Origin of the sequence: Novosphingobium sp. ZN18A2, from assembly GCF_036784765.1 — a bacterium.
Classification (GTDB): domain Bacteria; phylum Pseudomonadota; class Alphaproteobacteria; order Sphingomonadales; family Sphingomonadaceae; genus Novosphingobium.
The window spans coordinates 1,812,787-1,829,255 of record NZ_CP136651.1 but is presented as its reverse complement, the minus strand read 5'-3'; the positions used below and the strand labels follow the sequence as shown (position 1 = coordinate 1,829,255).

Annotated in this window: 16 protein-coding genes; 7 read left to right on the top strand and 9 right to left on the bottom strand. The window is 65.0% G+C overall.

Translation table 11 applies throughout. The features are described from left to right. Positions 1-10: 10 nt before the first annotated feature. From RXV95_RS08860 to RXV95_RS08845, 4 genes are all read right to left on the bottom strand, one after another. Positions 11-448: a PaaI family thioesterase gene (locus tag RXV95_RS08860; protein WP_338465691.1), complete on the bottom strand. Its 438-nt coding sequence runs from the start codon at positions 446-448 to the stop codon at positions 11-13. A 2-nt stretch (positions 449-450) separates the two neighbouring features. Next, entirely contained in the window at positions 451-1,059 is a 609-nt protein-coding gene (folE, locus tag RXV95_RS08855; RefSeq protein WP_338465690.1) for a GTP cyclohydrolase I FolE, read from the bottom strand. Further along, positions 1,056-2,567, bottom strand: coding sequence for a phospholipase D-like domain-containing protein (locus RXV95_RS08850; protein ID WP_338465689.1), 1,512 nt, complete (start codon positions 2,565-2,567; stop codon positions 1,056-1,058). The genes folE and RXV95_RS08850 overlap by 4 nt, the downstream gene beginning before the upstream one ends. A 122-nt stretch (positions 2,568-2,689) precedes the next feature. Then, positions 2,690-2,998, bottom strand: coding sequence for a septum formation initiator family protein (locus RXV95_RS08845; protein ID WP_338465688.1), 309 nt, complete (start codon positions 2,996-2,998; stop codon positions 2,690-2,692). A 188-nt stretch (positions 2,999-3,186) separates the two neighbouring features. Here RXV95_RS08845 and RXV95_RS08840 point away from each other — a divergent pair, with 188 nt between their 5' ends. Then, positions 3,187-3,873, top strand: a complete 687-nt coding sequence (locus RXV95_RS08840; protein ID WP_338465687.1) for a response regulator transcription factor — start codon at positions 3,187-3,189, stop codon at positions 3,871-3,873. Between the two features lie 13 nt (positions 3,874-3,886). Next, positions 3,887-5,239, top strand: a complete 1,353-nt coding sequence (locus RXV95_RS08835) for a HAMP domain-containing sensor histidine kinase (RefSeq protein WP_338465686.1) — start codon at positions 3,887-3,889, stop codon at positions 5,237-5,239. Here RXV95_RS08835 and RXV95_RS08830 read toward each other — a convergent pair. Further along, entirely contained in the window at positions 5,180-8,548 is a 3,369-nt protein-coding gene (locus RXV95_RS08830) for a glycosyltransferase (protein ID WP_338465685.1), read from the bottom strand. The two genes, RXV95_RS08835 and RXV95_RS08830, sit on opposite strands and share 60 nt — an antisense overlap. Before the next feature lie 286 nt (positions 8,549-8,834). On the opposite strand from RXV95_RS08830, the gene RXV95_RS08825 reads away from it, so the two are divergent. From RXV95_RS08825 to RXV95_RS08805, 5 genes are all read left to right on the top strand, one after another. Then, positions 8,835-9,107, top strand: a complete 273-nt coding sequence (locus tag RXV95_RS08825) for a hypothetical protein (protein ID WP_338465684.1) — start codon at positions 8,835-8,837, stop codon at positions 9,105-9,107. Positions 9,108-9,254: 147 nt separating this feature from the next. After that, positions 9,255-9,968, top strand: a complete 714-nt coding sequence (locus RXV95_RS08820; RefSeq protein WP_338465683.1) for a response regulator transcription factor — start codon at positions 9,255-9,257, stop codon at positions 9,966-9,968. Next, the gene (locus RXV95_RS08815; protein ID WP_338465682.1) at positions 9,968-11,290 is read left to right on the top strand and encodes an ATP-binding protein; all 1,323 of its coding nucleotides are present in this window, start codon (positions 9,968-9,970) and stop codon (positions 11,288-11,290) included. The genes RXV95_RS08820 and RXV95_RS08815 overlap by 1 nt, the downstream gene beginning before the upstream one ends. Positions 11,291-11,429: 139 nt before the next feature. Further along, positions 11,430-12,152 (top strand): carbonic anhydrase, encoded by a 723-nt coding sequence (locus RXV95_RS08810; protein ID WP_338465681.1) that lies wholly within the window; start codon positions 11,430-11,432, stop codon positions 12,150-12,152. Further along, the gene (locus RXV95_RS08805) at positions 12,152-13,690 is read left to right on the top strand and encodes a SulP family inorganic anion transporter (RefSeq protein WP_338465680.1); all 1,539 of its coding nucleotides are present in this window, start codon (positions 12,152-12,154) and stop codon (positions 13,688-13,690) included. The genes RXV95_RS08810 and RXV95_RS08805 overlap by 1 nt, the downstream gene beginning before the upstream one ends. A 101-nt stretch (positions 13,691-13,791) precedes the next feature. Here RXV95_RS08805 and arsH read toward each other — a convergent pair whose 3' ends face one another. Genes arsH through RXV95_RS08785 form a run of 4 tightly spaced genes read right to left on the bottom strand, consistent with a single transcriptional unit; the run spans position 13,792 to position 16,445 of the window. Continuing rightward, positions 13,792-14,544: an arsenical resistance protein ArsH gene (arsH, locus tag RXV95_RS08800; RefSeq protein WP_338465679.1), complete on the bottom strand. Its 753-nt coding sequence runs from the start codon at positions 14,542-14,544 to the stop codon at positions 13,792-13,794. Next, positions 14,544-15,614, bottom strand: coding sequence for an ACR3 family arsenite efflux transporter (arsB, locus tag RXV95_RS08795; RefSeq protein ID WP_338465678.1), 1,071 nt, complete (start codon positions 15,612-15,614; stop codon positions 14,544-14,546). Before arsB ends, arsH begins: the two co-directional genes overlap by 1 nt. A 16-nt stretch (positions 15,615-15,630) precedes the next feature. After that, positions 15,631-16,062, bottom strand: a complete 432-nt coding sequence (gene arsC / locus RXV95_RS08790) for an arsenate reductase (glutaredoxin) (RefSeq protein ID WP_338465677.1) — start codon at positions 16,060-16,062, stop codon at positions 15,631-15,633. Between the two features lie 32 nt (positions 16,063-16,094). Continuing rightward, positions 16,095-16,445: a metalloregulator ArsR/SmtB family transcription factor gene (locus tag RXV95_RS08785; protein WP_338465676.1), complete on the bottom strand. Its 351-nt coding sequence runs from the start codon at positions 16,443-16,445 to the stop codon at positions 16,095-16,097. Positions 16,446-16,469: the final 24 nt, after the last annotated feature.

The window sequence follows — 16,469 nt, the reverse complement described above, 5'->3', positions numbered from 1 at the left end:
GAACGGGCCGTCAGGTAGTGGCGGCCGGTATCGCGTAAGTCACGGTGGCCTGGGCGACGGGGTGCGCCTCATCGTCCTGCCACAGCCTAACGTCGACAGTCGCCAACCGCCGCCCCAGCTTCAAGAGCACCGCGTCGGCGAAGATGCGTCGCACGGGGACGGCGCGAAGGAAACTCATGTTGAGGTTGCTGGTCACGGCCATCGCCACCGGGCCGATATGGCCAAGGATCACCGCATAGGCCGCGCGGTCTGCCAGCCCCATTTGCGTGGGGCCGGAAACGATCCCGCCGGGCCGCAGCATGTCGCCCGTCGGGTCGAGCGCCAGCCGCGCCCTGCCCTGCTCTATCGACAGGATAGTGTTGAGCTTGACAGGTTCGACGCCGGGGAAGGCTTCAACGAAGAACGCCGAAAGCTCCTCTATCGTCATGACCGGCGCGGGAAATCCCACGATCAATAGCCCATCAGGCTGAGCACTTCCTTGCGGCTGCGCTCGTCCTCGAGAAAGCAGCCGTGCAGCTTGCTGGTCACCATGCCGACACCGGGCGTGCGCACGCCGCGCCCTGTCATGCAGCCGTGTTGCGCCTCGATCACCACCGCAACACCGTGCGGATTGAGGTTGTCCCAGATGCAACGGGCGACTTCCGCGGTAAGCCGTTCCTGTATCTGTAACCGTCGCGCATAGGCGTGGAGCACCCGCGCGAGCTTGGAAATGCCGACAACGCGGTCGCGCGGCATATAGGCGATCGCCGCCTTGCCGGTGATCGGCGCCATGTGGTGTTCGCAGTGCGACTGGAACGGGATATCCTTCAGCAGCACGAGTTCGTCGTACCCGCCCACTTCCTCGAACTGGCGGGAAAGGTGGGCCGCCGGATCCTCGCCATATCCCAGGCAATATTCCTTCCACGCCCGCGCCACGCGCGCGGGTGTATCGAGCAGCCCCTCACGCTGCGGGTCGTCGCCCGTCCAGCGGATAAGCGTGCGAATGGCCTCCTGCACGTCCTCGGGCACCGGGGGCTTTCCGCGCGGATCGTCTTCGTCCGGGCCGACCAGGCTGCTCATCGTTTCAGCTTCCTCACCAACTTGCGTGGCCGCTTGAGTATGCGGCTGTTGAACAGGTGGCCGCGGCGGTAGAAATTGAGCATTTCTTCCGGCCGCTCCGGGTCCAGAACCTCGTTATCGGCCAGCGCCTCTTCCGTCTCGCTCAATTCGCGCGGGACAAAGCGGCGCATGAACTGGCCGCCGCCGGGCGCCGCTTCGATCATTGCGGCCATGGATCCGTGCCTTTCGAGCAGTCCCGCTACTTCCTCGGCGGGCAAACCGCAATGCTCCGCCAGCAGCGAAAAACGCAAGCGGGCGATGGCTTCGCTGCATCGGCTGTCGTTTTCGGCGCAATCGATGAAAACGTCGCACTCACTGTCGAGCCCCATCGAACGGTTGTTCATATTGGCCGAGCCCACGCGCACGATCTCGTCGTCGACGATCATCATCTTGGAATGCACGTAAATCGGCGTGCCGGCGGCGTTATAGGGGTGCCACATCGAAAAGCGGCCCGCGTGATCGACCTCTTTCACGGCGTTGAACAGCCGCACCCGCGCGCCGTCCATCGCCGTCTGTTCAAGCCACCCGTCCGAGCTTTCGGGCAGGACCAGCACGATTTCGGGCGGATCGGGCTCTTTCAGCTTCGCCGCAATGGCCTCTGCCACCGTGCGAGAGGCGAAATACTGGTTTTCGGCATAGATGAAGCGCCTGGCCCTGCCGATCTGCTCGCAGAACAGCCGCTCCACCTCGCGCACTTCAGGGTTGCCGTTGTATTGCGCACGCGTTCGCGAAATCCCCACGTCCACGTCGTGGAACTCGCTGCGCAGCCGCTCGGGCCAGATCGTGCGATCGTCCTTTTCGCACGGCTCCAACGTTTCGCCCGTCGCTTGCCGCCACCGCATTCGCGCATAGGAACCGAGCGTTTCGGCAATTTCTCCCTCAAGCATCATCGTGCAATCGTGCCACGGACCATAGAGCCGCCCGCTCGGCCGCTTGCGGCGCGGGTCTGCATCGAGGTGGTCGCGCGTGTCCCAGCGATCCCCCGCCATGTCGATACCGCCGCACACGGCGAACTCGTCGTCGATCACGACGATCTTCTGGTGATGGCTGCATCCGATCGGATGCGCGGAATCGAGCTTGAAATGCACGTTGGGGTGCCACCACCAGCGCAGCAGATCGATCACCATCTTGCCGCGAAACAGGGCTTTCAGCGCTCCGAAATTCCATTTCAGGATACGGATGTCGAGATCGGGATTGCGATCGGCCAGCCACAGGATGAACGGCCCCAGCCGGCGCGGCGGGATATCCTTGCGCGGCACGTTCCACCACTGGCGCCCGCTGCCGAACTTGATCCGCGTGTCGAAATCCCAGCCGATCAGCAGGATACGCTGGCGCGCGCCCAGCATCGCCTCGCGCATGAGTTCGAAATAGGGACCGGCATCTACCACCACGTGCGCGCGCGATGCCTTCGCCCTCGCCCATTCGGACGGCGATATGCCTTCGGGCACCTGTTCCTTGCCGCCCATCATTCACCCCTGCAAGCGGACGGGCGCATGGCCGGCAGTGTCACTTGGCAACCGCAGGACGATTCAGCCCGCGTCCCGCGAAATCCATGCAAGCCCGAAATGCGATGTTTGCTGGCAGGCAAGTGTCAGCGCTGGATCACGACTTCGTCGGGATGGGCGACGTTCAGCTTGCTGCGCAGCAATTCCCCGACAAGGTCGGGATCGGCGTGCTTGGGGTCTAGCAGGTTGACCTTGTTGCGCAGCTCGTCGGTCTCTGCCGTCAGGCGATGCACTTCGCGCTGGCGCTGCGCCAGCACGCGGCTGTTCTCTCCCCAGGCGAGCAATCCGCTTGGCCCGGCAAGCCCGATCGCACCCAGCGCCAGCAACGCGACAAGCGCCAGCGTCTGGGTCAGGCTTTCACGGGGAAGCTTGGGCGATGTGCGGCGACGGGCCATGGCTTACAGAATCACAGTTTCAATGGGCTTGCAAGTGCGAAGGTGCGCGGAATCCAACGATTTGCCGCAAGTATCCCCTGTTGCCGCGCCCGGATCGATTCCACACGAATTCCGACACACACCTTGCCGCGCGCGCGCAAGTCGCTAAGTCGCATGTCGTCAGCCCGCCACAAGAGGGATTACAGCGGATGTCGGGACGCATACTGGTAATCGAGGACGACGACCGACTGGCCGAATATGTCGTGCAAGGCCTGACCGAAGCGAACTATGTCGTCGATCGTGCCGCCAACGGACGCGACGGTCTGTTCCTGGCCAGCGACAGCGAATTCGATGTAGTGATCCTCGACCGGATGCTGCCCGGCATGGACGGCATGGCGGTGATGAAGGCCGTTCGCGCCGCCGGGGTGACAACCCCCATCCTCGTGCTGTCCGCGCTTGGCGCCGCGGATGACAGGGTGGAAGGACTGACCGCCGGAGCCGACGATTACCTGACAAAGCCGTTCTCCTTTGCCGAACTGCTGGCGCGCGTTCAGGTGCTGCAACGGCGCCACGCGCCGGGCGGTCAGGTCCAGCAGGCGATCCTTCGCTGCGGCGATCTGGAACTGGACCGGCTATCGCGCCAGGTGAAGCGCGGCGAACGCAAGGTTGCCGTGCAACCGCGCGAATTCCGCCTGCTTGAATACCTGATGCTGCACCAGGGCGAAGTCGTGACGCGCACGATGCTGCTGGAAGCGGTGTGGGACTATCACTTCGACCCCGGAACCAACGTGATCGACGTCCACATCAGCCGCCTGCGCCGCAAGATCGACGATGGCGAGTCGAAGCCCCTGCTGCACACCGTGCGGGGCGCCGGCTACCGCCTCGCGGCCGACTGACGGCAGGCGCGGCTTGCGACGGCTGCTTTCCTCTACCGTCGCGGGGCTGGTGCTGGCTATCTTCCTCGCCCAGCTCGTCTCCACGGGCACGGCGCTCTATTTCCTGCGCGCGCAGATGGCCTCGATCATCCACCAGGGGCGCACGCGCGAAGTGCTCGACGTCCGGGACGACTTGCTGGCCGCCTATTACGACGGCGGCGGGGCGGAGCTTCGCCAGTATATCGCCGCGCGGCAGGGCAGCGCGGACGATCCGGCCATATTCATCGCCTTGCTGGGCAACGGCCCCACCCTGCTCAACAACCTGGTCCAGGCGCCTGCCAACGTGCCTTCGGGAAATCCGGCACGGGTTAAGGTGACGCAGCAACCGCAGGCGCCGCCGATCGATGCCCTCGCCGTATCCAGCGACCTGTCGGACGGATCGCGCCTGATCGTGGGCACCGCGACCGAAAGCGAACTGCACTTCGATATCGCATTTGCCGAAGCGATCGGCCTCACCATCGCCCTGACCGTGCTGATCGCGCTCAGCGCCGCGCTGACGCTCGGCTATGTGATCAGCCGGCGCACCCATGCCATCGCGGAAACAGCCGAGGCATTGGCCGAAGGCGATTTCGCGGCGCGCGTCCCGCGTGAAAACGTGGGCGACGGCTTCGATCACCTGCGGCGGCAGATGAACCTGATGGCCGAACGCATCGACGTGTTGGTGGGCGAGTTGCGCGGTGTGGCAGGATCGCTGGCGCACGATTTGCGGTCCCCGGTCGCGCGTCTCAGCGCCTCGATAGACACCGCCGCGATGAAGGTCCCCGAAGGCCCGGCCGCGGATGCCCTGCAACTGGCGCGGCAGGATGCGGACGCGCTCGAAGCGATGCTGACCACCGCGCTTGAGCTTTCGCGCCTTGAAAGCGCCACCGTAGCCGACCGGCGCAGCCTGCTGGACCTGGGCGCGGTCTGTGCCGACATTGCCGAACTTTACGAACCGCTGGCCGAACAGTCAGGGATAGAGCTGCAATGCAGCACCGCGAAAGTCGAGATTCGCGCGGATCGGGAAATGGTGTCGCGCGCGCTTTCGAACCTGATCGACAACGCCATCAAATATGGCGGCGACCGTATCGACGTTGCCTGTTACCCGGCCGGCGATGGCGGCGAAGTTACGGTGATCGACAACGGCCCCGGCATAGCGGAAGCGGACCGCGCGCGCGCCGTGACCCGCTTTTCCCGCCTCGACAACGCGCGTACCCGGCCCGGTGCGGGGCTCGGCCTTGCGATGGTGGCGGCGGTCGCCCGCCTGCATGGCGGCAAGCTGGACCTGTCAGGCAGGCCGGACGGGCAGCCCGGACTCGTGACCGTCCTTCACCTCCCGCACGGATAGGGTATCGGCGCTCACCCGGCCGGTCCGTTCAAGCTTGCCCCAGCCGATGCCCAGACCGGCGATGGCCGATCCGATTGCGCGGATCACCACGCCGTACATCAGTTGGCGATAAACGAACCGCTGCGAAAGCAGCCGCAAGGCAGGCAGGCGACGGTCGCGCACGTCAAGGTGCCACGCCACCGCTCCGCACAGCAGGTCAACCGTGGTAAAGGCCAGCCAGAACGCGGCCATGCGCAGCACGTCCGTCTGCGTCTGCGCCCACCCGTGCTCCGCCACGCGCAGCGCGGTTCCCGCAATCGAGGCGAGAAGGGCAAGGTCGATCAGCGGGGAAACCACCGCGAACAGCACCTGGAACAGCCACGCCTGCGGCATCCCGATGAAGGCGAGCCCGCCCGGCTTGCGCCGCGCCAGCACCGCGCGGTGCTTCCACAGGCATTGCAGCGTTCCATAGGCCCAGCGGAACCGCTGCCGTGCCAGCGCGCGGAAGCTTTCCGGCGCCTCGGTCCAGGCGACGGCCTCTTCGTCATAGACGACCTTCCAGCCCTTGCGCTGGATGGCAATCGTCAGGTCCTGGTCTTCTGCCAGCGTATCTTCCGGATATCCGCCAACCGCCTGCAGCGCATCGCGCCGCCAGGCTCCCACCGCCCCCGGCACCACCATGATCGCGTCGAGCGGCGCCAGTGCGCGGCGTTCGATGTTCTGGGCGGTCACGTATTCCACCGCCTGCCAGCGGGTGACGATGTTCACCCGGTTGCCGACACGCGCATTGCCCGCAACCGCGCCAATCCGCTCGTCCTTGAACCAGCGGACCAGCCGCGCAATCGTCAGCCGCTCGAACTGGGTATCGGCATCCAGCGCGACGACCACGCTTCCCCGCGCCACGGCGAGTGCGCGGTTCAGCGCCTTGGCCTTGCCGCCGTTCACCATCGTCATCAGCCGCACGCGCGGTTCGTTGCCGAACGCGTCTGAAACGATCGCGCTGGTACCGTCGCGCGATCCGTCGTCTGCAACGATGACTTCAAGATTGGGCCATTCGCTGTCGAGCACGCGGCGCACCGACGCCTCGATCACCTTTTCTTCGTTGAAGGCGGGAATGATGACGGTCACCAATGGCTCGTCGCCTGCCGCCGGGGCATCGGGCGCAGGTTTGCGCGGCAAGAGCGCCAGCACGGTAAGCCCGATGGCGCGTGCAATGCCCAGCGCGATGGCGAAGAAGAACGTCCAGTTCAACGCCGCCAGCAAGGCGCCCAGCACGACGAAGAAGAACACGTCGGCACGCACCGAAAACAGATCGACGCCCCCGATGTGCGGCATCGACTGGTCGCGGCTCAGCCCGGCAAGCGTTGAGACCGGCACGAACCGATAGCCCTGCGCTTCCAGCCGCCGGATCACTATCGGCAGGGCAGCCACGGTCTCAGAACGGTTACCGCCGCCGTCGTGCATCAGCACGATATTGCCCGAACGGTCCGCCGTGGCGCCCGTTACCCCGGCCATGGTGTTGTCCACGATTGTCTGCACGCCGGGCCGGGTCCAGTCCTCCGAATCGGCGTGAAGACCGACAACGGTATAACCGTGATCCTGCGCATATTCGGCCGGAACCAGTTCGTCCGCCGTGGTCGGCTCGGCATCGCCGAAATAGGGCGCGCGGAACAGGCGGGTCGAACGGCCGGTATAGGCTTCGATCAGGCGCTGCGTCGCGTTCAGTTCCAGCCCCACGCCGGTCCTGCTTTCGCGCGCCATGTTGGGGTGGGTATAGCTGTGATTGCCGATCTCGTCCCCGTCGGCGACCATGCGCTGCAACAGCGAACGGTTGGCAACGCCATTCTCGCCGACCACGAAGAACGTCGCGGGCACATGATAGCGCTCAAGGATCGACAGGATCTTCGGCGTCCATTCGGGATCGGGTCCGTCGTCGAATGTCAGCGCCACAAGATGCGGACGCGCGCCCGTCCGCTGGACGACATAGGGCGTGGGCAGATTGTCATAGGTTTCGTTGCTTACGTCGCCCGAACGCGGATCGACCGTGACGGTGCGCCTGCCCGCGCGCGGCGTGGCGGAGACGCGCAGGATTTCGCCCTGCCCCTCCACGTCCACGTTGGTGCCTTCCTCTATGCGTGAAAGCGCCGGCAGCGGGGCGCCGCTGCGCCAGGCGTGCAGCACGTCCCAGAACCCGGGATCTTCCGATCCCAGCCGCCAGAGCGCAACGCCGTTGATCCCGAAACGCGACAGCGCCTTCAACTCGTCCCAGCTTGCGGCGGCATCCAGAAGCCACACATCGTGCCGCGTGCCGCCGTCTGAAAAGGAAAAGCCCGCATTGCCGCTTGCCTGATCGAACTGCGGGCGCGTGCCGCTGTCGCGCGCCTCTTGCCAGGCTTCTTCCACTGTCAACGCATCCGCCGCGCCGCCGTGCCAGTCATAACCGTAATTGCCCAGCGCGATGATCGCCCGGTCCGGCGGGACCGTGCGCAGCGAAGCAGCCAACCGGGCATCGAACCACGGGCCTGACGCGATCGGGCCGGGCGCGCCGCCCTGCCAGTGTTCGTCATAGGCCATAAGCACGATCCTGTCCGCAGACCGCGCCAGCGCGCCCAGCGGCCATGACGGATCGTCAACCGGCGCAGTCACCGCCACCACGCGGTTCCTGGGCGCAAAGGCGCGCCGCGTTTCGGCGGTCAGCCGCACCAGGCCCGGCAGGCTTTGCGGCGGCAGATCCTCGAAATCGTAGATCACGCCCGCATCGCCGGAACGATCGAGGTATTGTCCGATTGCGGCAATCAAAGCCGCGCGGCGACGCGGGCTCTGCAATATCCGGGCCGCAGCCGCGCCGTACCACGTGCCGTTGGCAACGTTTTGCACCACCGGCAGGACTAGCGGGCGATGCAGGTTCGCCGAAAGCACACGGCGCATCGCCGGTGCCTCCACGGACCGCAGATTTCCGTCCACGCCGATCGAAAGCAGCGTGGGCGCCAGCCAGTCGATCCGGTTTATGTGACGTGCAAGCGAGGGCACGCCGTCGCCGCTCCAGGGCGTATAGAACGCCAGCGTCACCGGGGAGCCCGGCTTTCCGGCGCGGTGACGCGCGGGCAAAAGATGCGTCAGGCGATGCTTGATGCGGCTCACCTGCGAACGGAAAGGCAGCGGACTCATCCGCTCGAAACCGATCGGCAGGGGGGATGCGGCGGGAACGTCGACTACGGTCGTGGCGAAGATCGCACAGCAGGCGGCGACGGCCAGTATCGCGACAAATACCACGCGCCGCGACAAATAGCGCCTTCGCCCTGATGGATCGTAGAAAACTGGTCGGACCAAGGGCAGCCTCACATGCGCCGCTTCGCGCCCGTAGACATGACGGTCCGGAACCTCTGGGGAGTGCCGGGGGATGGTCGGTGGGAGGCGCCGGACCGTCTGAGGGCTTTCTACGTATCCGCGGTCATCCGCATCGTGAGCAGCGGATTACAATTCCGCCATGTTGCGAAGGGATTGTGCCGCCGCGCTTGCGACCGGGCGACAGCAACAGTTCGTCACGAACCAGCGCAAATCGCGAAATGGCGAGTAGTTAGATGGGCGGCAACGAAAACATTGCCGAAGGAACACCATGATCGTTTCGACCCTGCTCGCTGCGGGCCTTGCGGCCGGCACCCCTGTCCTGACGCCCGTCGCGGCGATGAACTGCCACCCCGATCCGCAGAAGTCAGTCGCCTGCAAGCGCGCGACCGAAGAAACCCGCGCCGGCCTGCGCAAGACCGCCGCGGCGCGCAAATGCCATCCGCAACCGGACAAGGCGCTCGCCTGTATCGGCCGCCAGCCCGCGCCCACCAGCGACGCCGATGCGCTCGCAACGCGCGAAACGACCGCAACTTACGATTGAGACCCCGCCCCGGAAGAACGGCGGCGCGGCACCCTCCCCCTCGTCCGTCCGCCGTTCTACCGTGGTCCTGACCGCCCGTCCGGGTTGAACCGACCCGGACGGGCGCTTATTTGCAGTGCTGCAACACGAGAGGGTATCGCTCTAACAATGGCCTCCCCATCGATCGTCCTGGTTGAGGACGACCCGCCGCTGCGAATGCTGATCTCGCGTGCCCTCACGGAAAACGGATACGACGTGCGCCCGGCCGCAACGGGTGCCGAAATGTGGGTGGCGCTGGAAAATGCGCCTGCCGACCTTGTAATCCTGGACATCATGTTGCCGGGCACCAGCGGCATAGAGCTGTTCCGCCGCCTGCGCCGTGAAAGCGATGTGCCGATCATCTTCATCAGTGCGCGCGGAAGCGAGGAAGACCGCGTCCTGGGGCTTGAACTTGGGGCGGACGATTATCTGGCCAAACCATTCGGCACGCGCGAACTGGCCGCGCGCGTCGGCGCGGTTCTGCGCCGCCACGCCAACCCGGCCGGCGGCAAGCGGAGCGCAAACGGCGACGAAGCACGGTTCGACGGCTGGACAGTCTCGTTCAGCCGCCGCGAACTTCGCTCGCCCGAAGGCGCCATCGTTGACCTGACAGGCGCCGAGTTCGACCTGCTGGCAGCCTTCGTCAACCAGGCGCAACGCGTGATCGGCCGCGAAAGGTTGATAGAGCTTTCCCGTTCCCGCCTGGGCGACAGTTCCGATCGCAGCGTGGATGTTCTGGTCAGCCGTCTGCGCCGCAAGATATCGGCGGCAGGCGGCGACGTGCCCATCGTTACCGTGCGCGGCATAGGTTACATGCTCCGTAGCGAGGTAGAGCGCACCTGATGCGTCGGCCCGTGCCGCACTGGCGCTCTTTCGGCCTCATCGGCCGGCTTGTCGCGATACTGGCATTGGTCGCCGCGATCGATTTTGCCGCGAACAGCCTGCTGTTCCAGCGCGCCAGCAACTTCGCCCTGCGGACCGACGAGGCACGCCACATGGCCGCGCAGCTGGAAGTCAGCCGCCGCCTGATAGAGCGCAGCCCGCCCGCGGAACGGGCCGGTGTGGCGCGCGAACTTGGCACCGACCTGTTCGAGCTTTCGCTGTCCCGCCCCGCCAATCGCGCCACCCCCAGCGTGGAACTGGCCGCCCTGCGCCAGCAGATGATCGCGCTTGAACCGGGGCTGGCCGATGCGGCGTTGCAGCTGCGCCTGCTTTCATTGCGCGATGGCGGCGATATTGCGGGTTCCATCGTGCTCGACGATGGATCGGTCCTGGGCTTCATAAGCCACGACCGGGTCAGCTGGACACTCAACGCCCAGCGAATTGCCGCGCTGGTTGCGCCGACCCTGATCCTTATCCTTTTCGGCTGGATACTCCTGCGCGCGACGCTTGAGCCGCTTAACCGGCTGGTACGCGCCACCGCGCGGGTGGGCTCCACCTCTGCCGAGCCGGTGGAGGAATCCGGGCCTCCGGAACTGCGCCAGCTGATTCACGGCTTCAACGTGATGCAGGAGCGGATTCACGCCCTTCTTGCGTCGCGAACCCAGACCCTGCTCGCCATCGGGCACGATCTGCGCACACCGCTTGCCCGGCTGCGCCTGAGGCTGGACGATTCGCGCATCGATACGGGCCTGCGCGGCGAAATGGGTGCGGACCTTGACGAGATGGAAGACCTGTTGCGTTCGCTGCAGGCTTTCGTCGATCCGGCGGGTGGCGAAACCGCTCCGCAGCGGGTGGACCTGGCCGCAATGGCCATGACCATCGTCGATACGATGTCGGATGCCGGGCAGCGGGCCACGTATGAAGGACCGGATCATCTTGAAACGATGCTGCGCCCCGTTTCGATCCGGCGCGCGCTTCAGAACCTGGCGGAAAACGCGGTGCACTATGCCGGATCGGTGAACGTCAGGCTTGGACAGGATGGCGCCGAAGCCGTGCTGACGGTCGAGGATCACGGCCCCGGCATTCCCGAAGACCGGCTGGACGACGTGATGCAACCGTTCGTGAGGCTGGATGAAGCGCGCTCACGCGATACGCCGGGCATGGGGCTCGGCCTTGCCATCGTCCGGCGTGCGATCCGCAACGAAGGCGGCAGCTTCACGCTTGCCAACCGCAGCGAAGGCGGGCTCCGCGCGACGATCTGCCTGCCGATCGCGACCGGTTGATGCGCTTGCTGCATTAGCGAAACACTTCGACACGAAACGGCCCGCATTTAGAAAAGCTGTTCATTTATCTCGTCTTTCCCAGGCGCCGTGCCGCTGTTGCAGCGCGGCATGACCGACCGACGAAGGAAAGGTGACCAACGTGAACGAACTTATCGGCCGTGTCTTCAGTTTCGAGAAGAGCGTATTCCCCGCCAGCAGCGACCTGTTCGCGCGGCTTTCTGCAGAAGGGCAATCGCCCAAGGCACTGATGATCTCTTGCGCGGATTCGCGCGTGGTGCCCGAACAGATCATGCAGGCCCAGCCGGGCGACCTGTTCGTGTGCCGCAACGCGGGCAACATCGTTCCCCCGTTCGCCACGATGAACGGAGGCGTATCGTCCACCGTCGAATATGGCGTGATGGTACTGGGGGTCAGCGACATCATCGTGTGCGGCCATTCGGACTGCGGCGCGATGAAGGCACTGGCCGCCCCGGAAATGCCCGAAGGAATGCCCAACGTGGCGGCATGGTTGCGCCACGGCACGGCGGCGAAGAACGTCGTCGACACCTGCTGCCCGCATGCCGAGGGGCCGGAACGCGTTCGCGCGATCAGCCTTGAAAACGTGATCGCGCAGATCGCGCACTTGCGCACGCACCCGTCCGTCGCGGCGGCCATCGCACGCGGCGAGCTTTCGCTTCACGGCTGGTTCGTCGATATCCATGCCGGCCAGGTGCTCGGCTTCGACGGCACAACGGGCGAATTCCGCCCGCTGCGCGAAGACGAACCCCTGCCCGTCGCGCTTCCCGCGCAGCCGCGCTTCGCGGGCGAAACGCGCCTCGCGCCAGCACCCGTCAGTGCGGCTCCCAAGGCGGAGGCCGCGTGATGAACGCCATTACCCGGCCAACCAGCGCCGCGCAGGCCCCCGCAGGACGGGGGCCATTTGCCTTCCTGGCACGCGATTTCACCGCCTCCATCGTGGTATTCCTCGTCGCCATGCCCCTGTGCATGGGCATTGCCGTCGCATCGGGCGTTTCGCCCGAAAAGGGGCTCGTCACCGGGATCATCGGCGGCCTGATCGTCGGCCTGTTCGCCGGATCGCCGCTTCAGGTCAGCGGCCCCGCCGCGGGCCTTGCCGTGATCGTGTTCGATTTCGTCAACACGCACGGCCTTGCGGCGCTTGGTCCGGTGCTGATCCTTGCCGGCGTGATCCAGCTTGCCGCGGGCGCCCTGCGCATGGGCGGTCTGTTCCGTTCCATCAGCCCTGCCGTGGTGCACGGCATGCTGGCGGGCATCGGCGCGCTGATCGTGATCGGCCAGTTCCATACCCTGTTCGATGCCAAGCCGATGTCGAGCGGACCGGACAACCTTGCCGCGATGCCCGCGCGCCTGCTTGGCCTTTCGCCGTGGAACCTCCAGGCGGCCGAACTGGCGCTGTTCATCGGGCTTGTCACCATCGGCACGATGATCGCATGGGACAGGTTCAAGCCGCAACGGCTCAAGCTGGTTCCCGGTGCGCTGCTGGGCGTTCTGGCCGCGACGCTGATCGCATGGGGCTTCGGTCTCGACATCGCGCGCGTCGCGGTGCCCGAATCGCTTGCCGCCGCGATAGAACTTCCGGGCGACGGGTTCCTGGGCACGTTGATGGACCCTGCGATGATCGTCGCGGCCATCGCCATCGCGTTCATCGCCAGCGCCGAAACGCTGCTGTCCGCCGCGGCGGTGGACCGGATGCATGACGGCGTTCGCACCGATTACAACAAGGAACTTCGCGCGCAGGGCGTGGGCAACTTCCTGTGCGGTGCGGCCGGAGCCCTGCCGATGACCGGCGTGATCGTGCGCAGTTCGGCCAATGTTCAGGCCGGCGCGAAGACGCGGACGTCCGCCGTTCTTCACGGCGTATGGATCCTCGGCTTCGTCGCCCTGCTTCCCTGGCTGCTGCGCGAGATCCCCATGGCGGCGCTGGGCGGCGTTCTGGTCGTGACCGGCTGGAAACTCGTCAGCCTGCAACATGTGCGACACCTGTTCACGCAGCACGGCTATCTGCCCGCCGCGATCTGGGTGGTGACGTTCGTCCTTGTGGTCAGTACCGACCTGTTGACCGGTGTGCTTGCCGGTATCGCGATGTCGCTGCTCGAGCTTGTCCCGCATCGGCGCCAGTTGAAGCTGGACGTGGACGAACGGCACGAGGACACGCATTCGCACATCGGCCTGGCGGGCGTTGCCAGCTTCCTGCACCTGACGCGGTTGCTGGAAACGCTGGAAAAGCTGCCGGCCGGTCGCAAGGTCCATCTCGACCTCGGCAGCCTGAAAGCGCTGGATCACACCGCATCGGAAACGCTGTCGGACTGGCTCAACCGCCGCAGGGGTGCTGGCGACGACATCTCGGTGACCGACCCGGGCAGGGTCTTGAAAAGCGCCTGAGCCCCGGACCGGCTTCCGAAACAGCCGCTTCGAATCGCCCCCGACTGCCCCCGGAGACACGTGCTCCGGGGGCATTTTCGCGTTCGGGCGACCGGACTATTTCATTGCGAAGCGGCCAGTCCTGCCGTCTCTACAGGCGTATCGACCGGCTCATCCCGTTCCTTGCGTTCGGAATAGCGATCGACGAGTTGCCCGGCATGGGGCCGCAGCAACACCGTGAAGCGCACCAGTTCCTCCATCACGTCGACAATCCGTTCGTAATAGCTGGAAGGCTTCATCCGGCCCGCCTCGTCAAATTCCTCATAGGCTTTGGCGACAGACGACTGGTTTGGAATCGTGAACATTCGCATCCATCGGCCAAGGACGCGCAACGTGTTGACGCTGTTGAAACTTTGCGATCCGGCGCAGACCTGCATCACCGCCAGCGCGCGGCCCTGCGTGGGGCGAAGGCCCTTGTAAGCGAGCGGCAAGTGATCGATCTGGGCTTTCATGATTCCGGTGATCTGACCGTGCCGTTCGGGGCTGCACCAGACGTGCGCTTCGGACCACAGCGAATGCGCACGCAGTTCGTGAACCGCGGGATGATCGTCGTCCTTCACCTGATCGGGCAGCGGAAGGTCCGAAGGGTCGAATATGCGCGTCTCGCAACCGAAATACCGGAGCAGCCGCGCTGCTTCCTCGACCGCAAGCCGTGAATAGGAGCGGTCGCGCAGCGAACCATAGAGCAGCAATACACGCGGCGGCGGGGAAAGCTCGCCAAGGCCAAGCGCCGGGCTTCGGCGCGCATGTTCAGGCCGCAGCGCGGGAAGCCGGGCCGCATCAACCAGAGGGCGCAACCGTTGAAATTCGTTCATTACCGCACCTCTGTCGGAACCGTATCAGGATACCACCGCCGCCCGAACCGGAACGCCACCCCTACCAGCAGGATCAGAACCGGCACCTCCACCAACGGTCCGATCACGGCAGCAAAGGCCACGGGAGAAGCAAGACCGAAGGCTGCGATGGCAACGGCTATTGCCAGCTCGAAATTGTTGCCCGCCGCGGTGAAAGCCACCGCGGTGGTGCGCGGATAGTCGCTATCGATCAGGCGCCCCATGAAGAAGCTGATGGTGAACTGGATAATGAAATAGATCGTCAGCGGAATGGCGATGCGGATCGTATCGCCCGGCAGCGTGACGATTTCATTCCCCTTCAGGCTGAACATGGCGACGATGGTGAACAGCAGCGCAACCAGCGTCACTGGCCCGATCTTTGGGAGGAACGTCCCCTCGTACCAGTCGCGCCCCCTGGTGCCGACCAACCACTTGCGCGTCAGGAACCCGGCAAGGAACGGGATGCCCAGATAGATCAGAACAGCCTCCGCAATCGTCCAGAAGCTGACGTTCACGACGCTGCCCTGAAGGCCGAACAGCGGCGGAAGGACGGTGAGGAAAAACCAGGCGTAAACGCTGAAGAACAATATCTGGAAGATCGAGTTGAACGCCACCAGCGCCGCCACATACTGGTTGTCGCCCTTCGCCAACTGGTTCCAGACGATCACCATCGCGATACAGCGGGCCAGGCCGATCAGGATCAGCCCGGTCATGTATGCCGGCTTGTCCGACAGGAAGATGACGGCGAGCGCGAACATCAGCACCGGCCCGATGATCCAGTTCTGGACCAGAGAAAGGGCAAGGATACGCTTGTCGTCGAGGATATGCGGCAATTCCTCGTAACGCACCCGCGCAAGCGGCGGAAACATCATCAGGATCAGGCCGATTGCGATGGGGATGTTGGTCGAGCCCCACGACAGGCTGTCGATCGCCCTGGGCAATCCGGCGAAGGTCGAGCCCAGGCCTACGCCCAGCGCCATCGCGAGGAATATCCACACGGTAAGGTAGCGGTCGAGGAACGAGAGTCGCGCGCGCTTGGTGGGGGCGGTCATGTTGCGGGCTTTCCTTTCAGGCGCCGATACGGTTACCGGCGGCATCGACCACCTGCTCGCCGTTTTCCTTGACGAAGGCGCCCGACTGCGCGGCCGGGATCAGTTCGTGCACCGCTTCGGACGGACGGCACAACTTCACGCCCAACGGCGAGACAACCAGTGGACGGTTTATGAGGATCGGATGCGCGATCATCGCGTCAATCAACTCCGCATCGGTCAGGTCCGGGTTATCCAGCCCCAGTTCGGGAAATGGCGCACCCTTTTCGCGCAAAAGCGCACGCGGCGTGATCCCGGCGCGTTCGATCAGGCTTTCCAGCATCGCCCGCGAAGGCGGGGTCTTGAGATACTCCACGATATGCGGCTCGATCCCTGCATTTCGGATCATGGCGAGTGCGTTGCGCGACGTGCCGCATTCGGGGTTGTGATAGATGACGATGTCGGCGTTCATGCCTTTACCCCCCTGGAAATAGCCGAAAACCGTCAGGCCGAGGTTTCGCAGTTCAACCGCGCCGTCAGGTCGGCGCACATCTCCGGCGCGCCCTGGCAGCAATCCTCCATCAGGAAGGTCAGCAGACGGCGCATCCCCGCAAAGTCGGCCCGGTAATGTATCAACCGGCTCTCCCGCTCGGATTCGACCAGACCGGCACGTTCAAGCGTCGCAAGGTGGTGCGACATGGTCGATGGCGGCACGCTCGCGCGTTCGGCAATCGCACCCGCGACGTACCCTTGCGGGCCCGCCTGGACCAGCATGCGAAACACGGATAGCCGCGTTTCGTGTGCAAGCGCGCCAAGCGCATCGACAGCCCAGACCTGTTGGTTGAGATCGTCCATAATCCATCGACCTTTCGAGGATCA

What these genes read in the sequence shown, in the direction of transcription:
- folE (WP_338465690.1), bottom strand. Translation starts at nt 1,059, where the DNA reads ATGAGCAGCCTGGTCGGCCCGGACGAAGACGATCCGCGCGGAAAGCCC.
- RXV95_RS08850 (WP_338465689.1), bottom strand. Translation starts at nt 2,567, where the DNA reads ATGATGGGCGGCAAGGAACAGGTGCCCGAAGGCATATCGCCGTCCGAA.
- RXV95_RS08845 (WP_338465688.1), bottom strand. Translation starts at nt 2,998, where the DNA reads ATGGCCCGTCGCCGCACATCGCCCAAGCTTCCCCGTGAAAGCCTGACC.
- RXV95_RS08840 (WP_338465687.1), top strand. Translation starts at nt 3,187, where the DNA reads ATGTCGGGACGCATACTGGTAATCGAGGACGACGACCGACTGGCCGAA.
- RXV95_RS08825 (WP_338465684.1), top strand. Translation starts at nt 8,835, where the DNA reads ATGATCGTTTCGACCCTGCTCGCTGCGGGCCTTGCGGCCGGCACCCCT.
- RXV95_RS08820 (WP_338465683.1), top strand. Translation starts at nt 9,255, where the DNA reads ATGGCCTCCCCATCGATCGTCCTGGTTGAGGACGACCCGCCGCTGCGA.
- RXV95_RS08815 (WP_338465682.1), top strand. Translation starts at nt 9,968, where the DNA reads ATGCGTCGGCCCGTGCCGCACTGGCGCTCTTTCGGCCTCATCGGCCGG.
- RXV95_RS08805 (WP_338465680.1), top strand. Translation starts at nt 12,152, where the DNA reads ATGAACGCCATTACCCGGCCAACCAGCGCCGCGCAGGCCCCCGCAGGA.
- arsH (WP_338465679.1), bottom strand. Translation starts at nt 14,544, where the DNA reads ATGAACGAATTTCAACGGTTGCGCCCTCTGGTTGATGCGGCCCGGCTT.
- arsB (WP_338465678.1), bottom strand. Translation starts at nt 15,614, where the DNA reads ATGACCGCCCCCACCAAGCGCGCGCGACTCTCGTTCCTCGACCGCTAC.
- arsC (WP_338465677.1), bottom strand. Translation starts at nt 16,062, where the DNA reads ATGAACGCCGACATCGTCATCTATCACAACCCCGAATGCGGCACGTCG.
- RXV95_RS08785 (WP_338465676.1), bottom strand. Translation starts at nt 16,445, where the DNA reads ATGGACGATCTCAACCAACAGGTCTGGGCTGTCGATGCGCTTGGCGCG.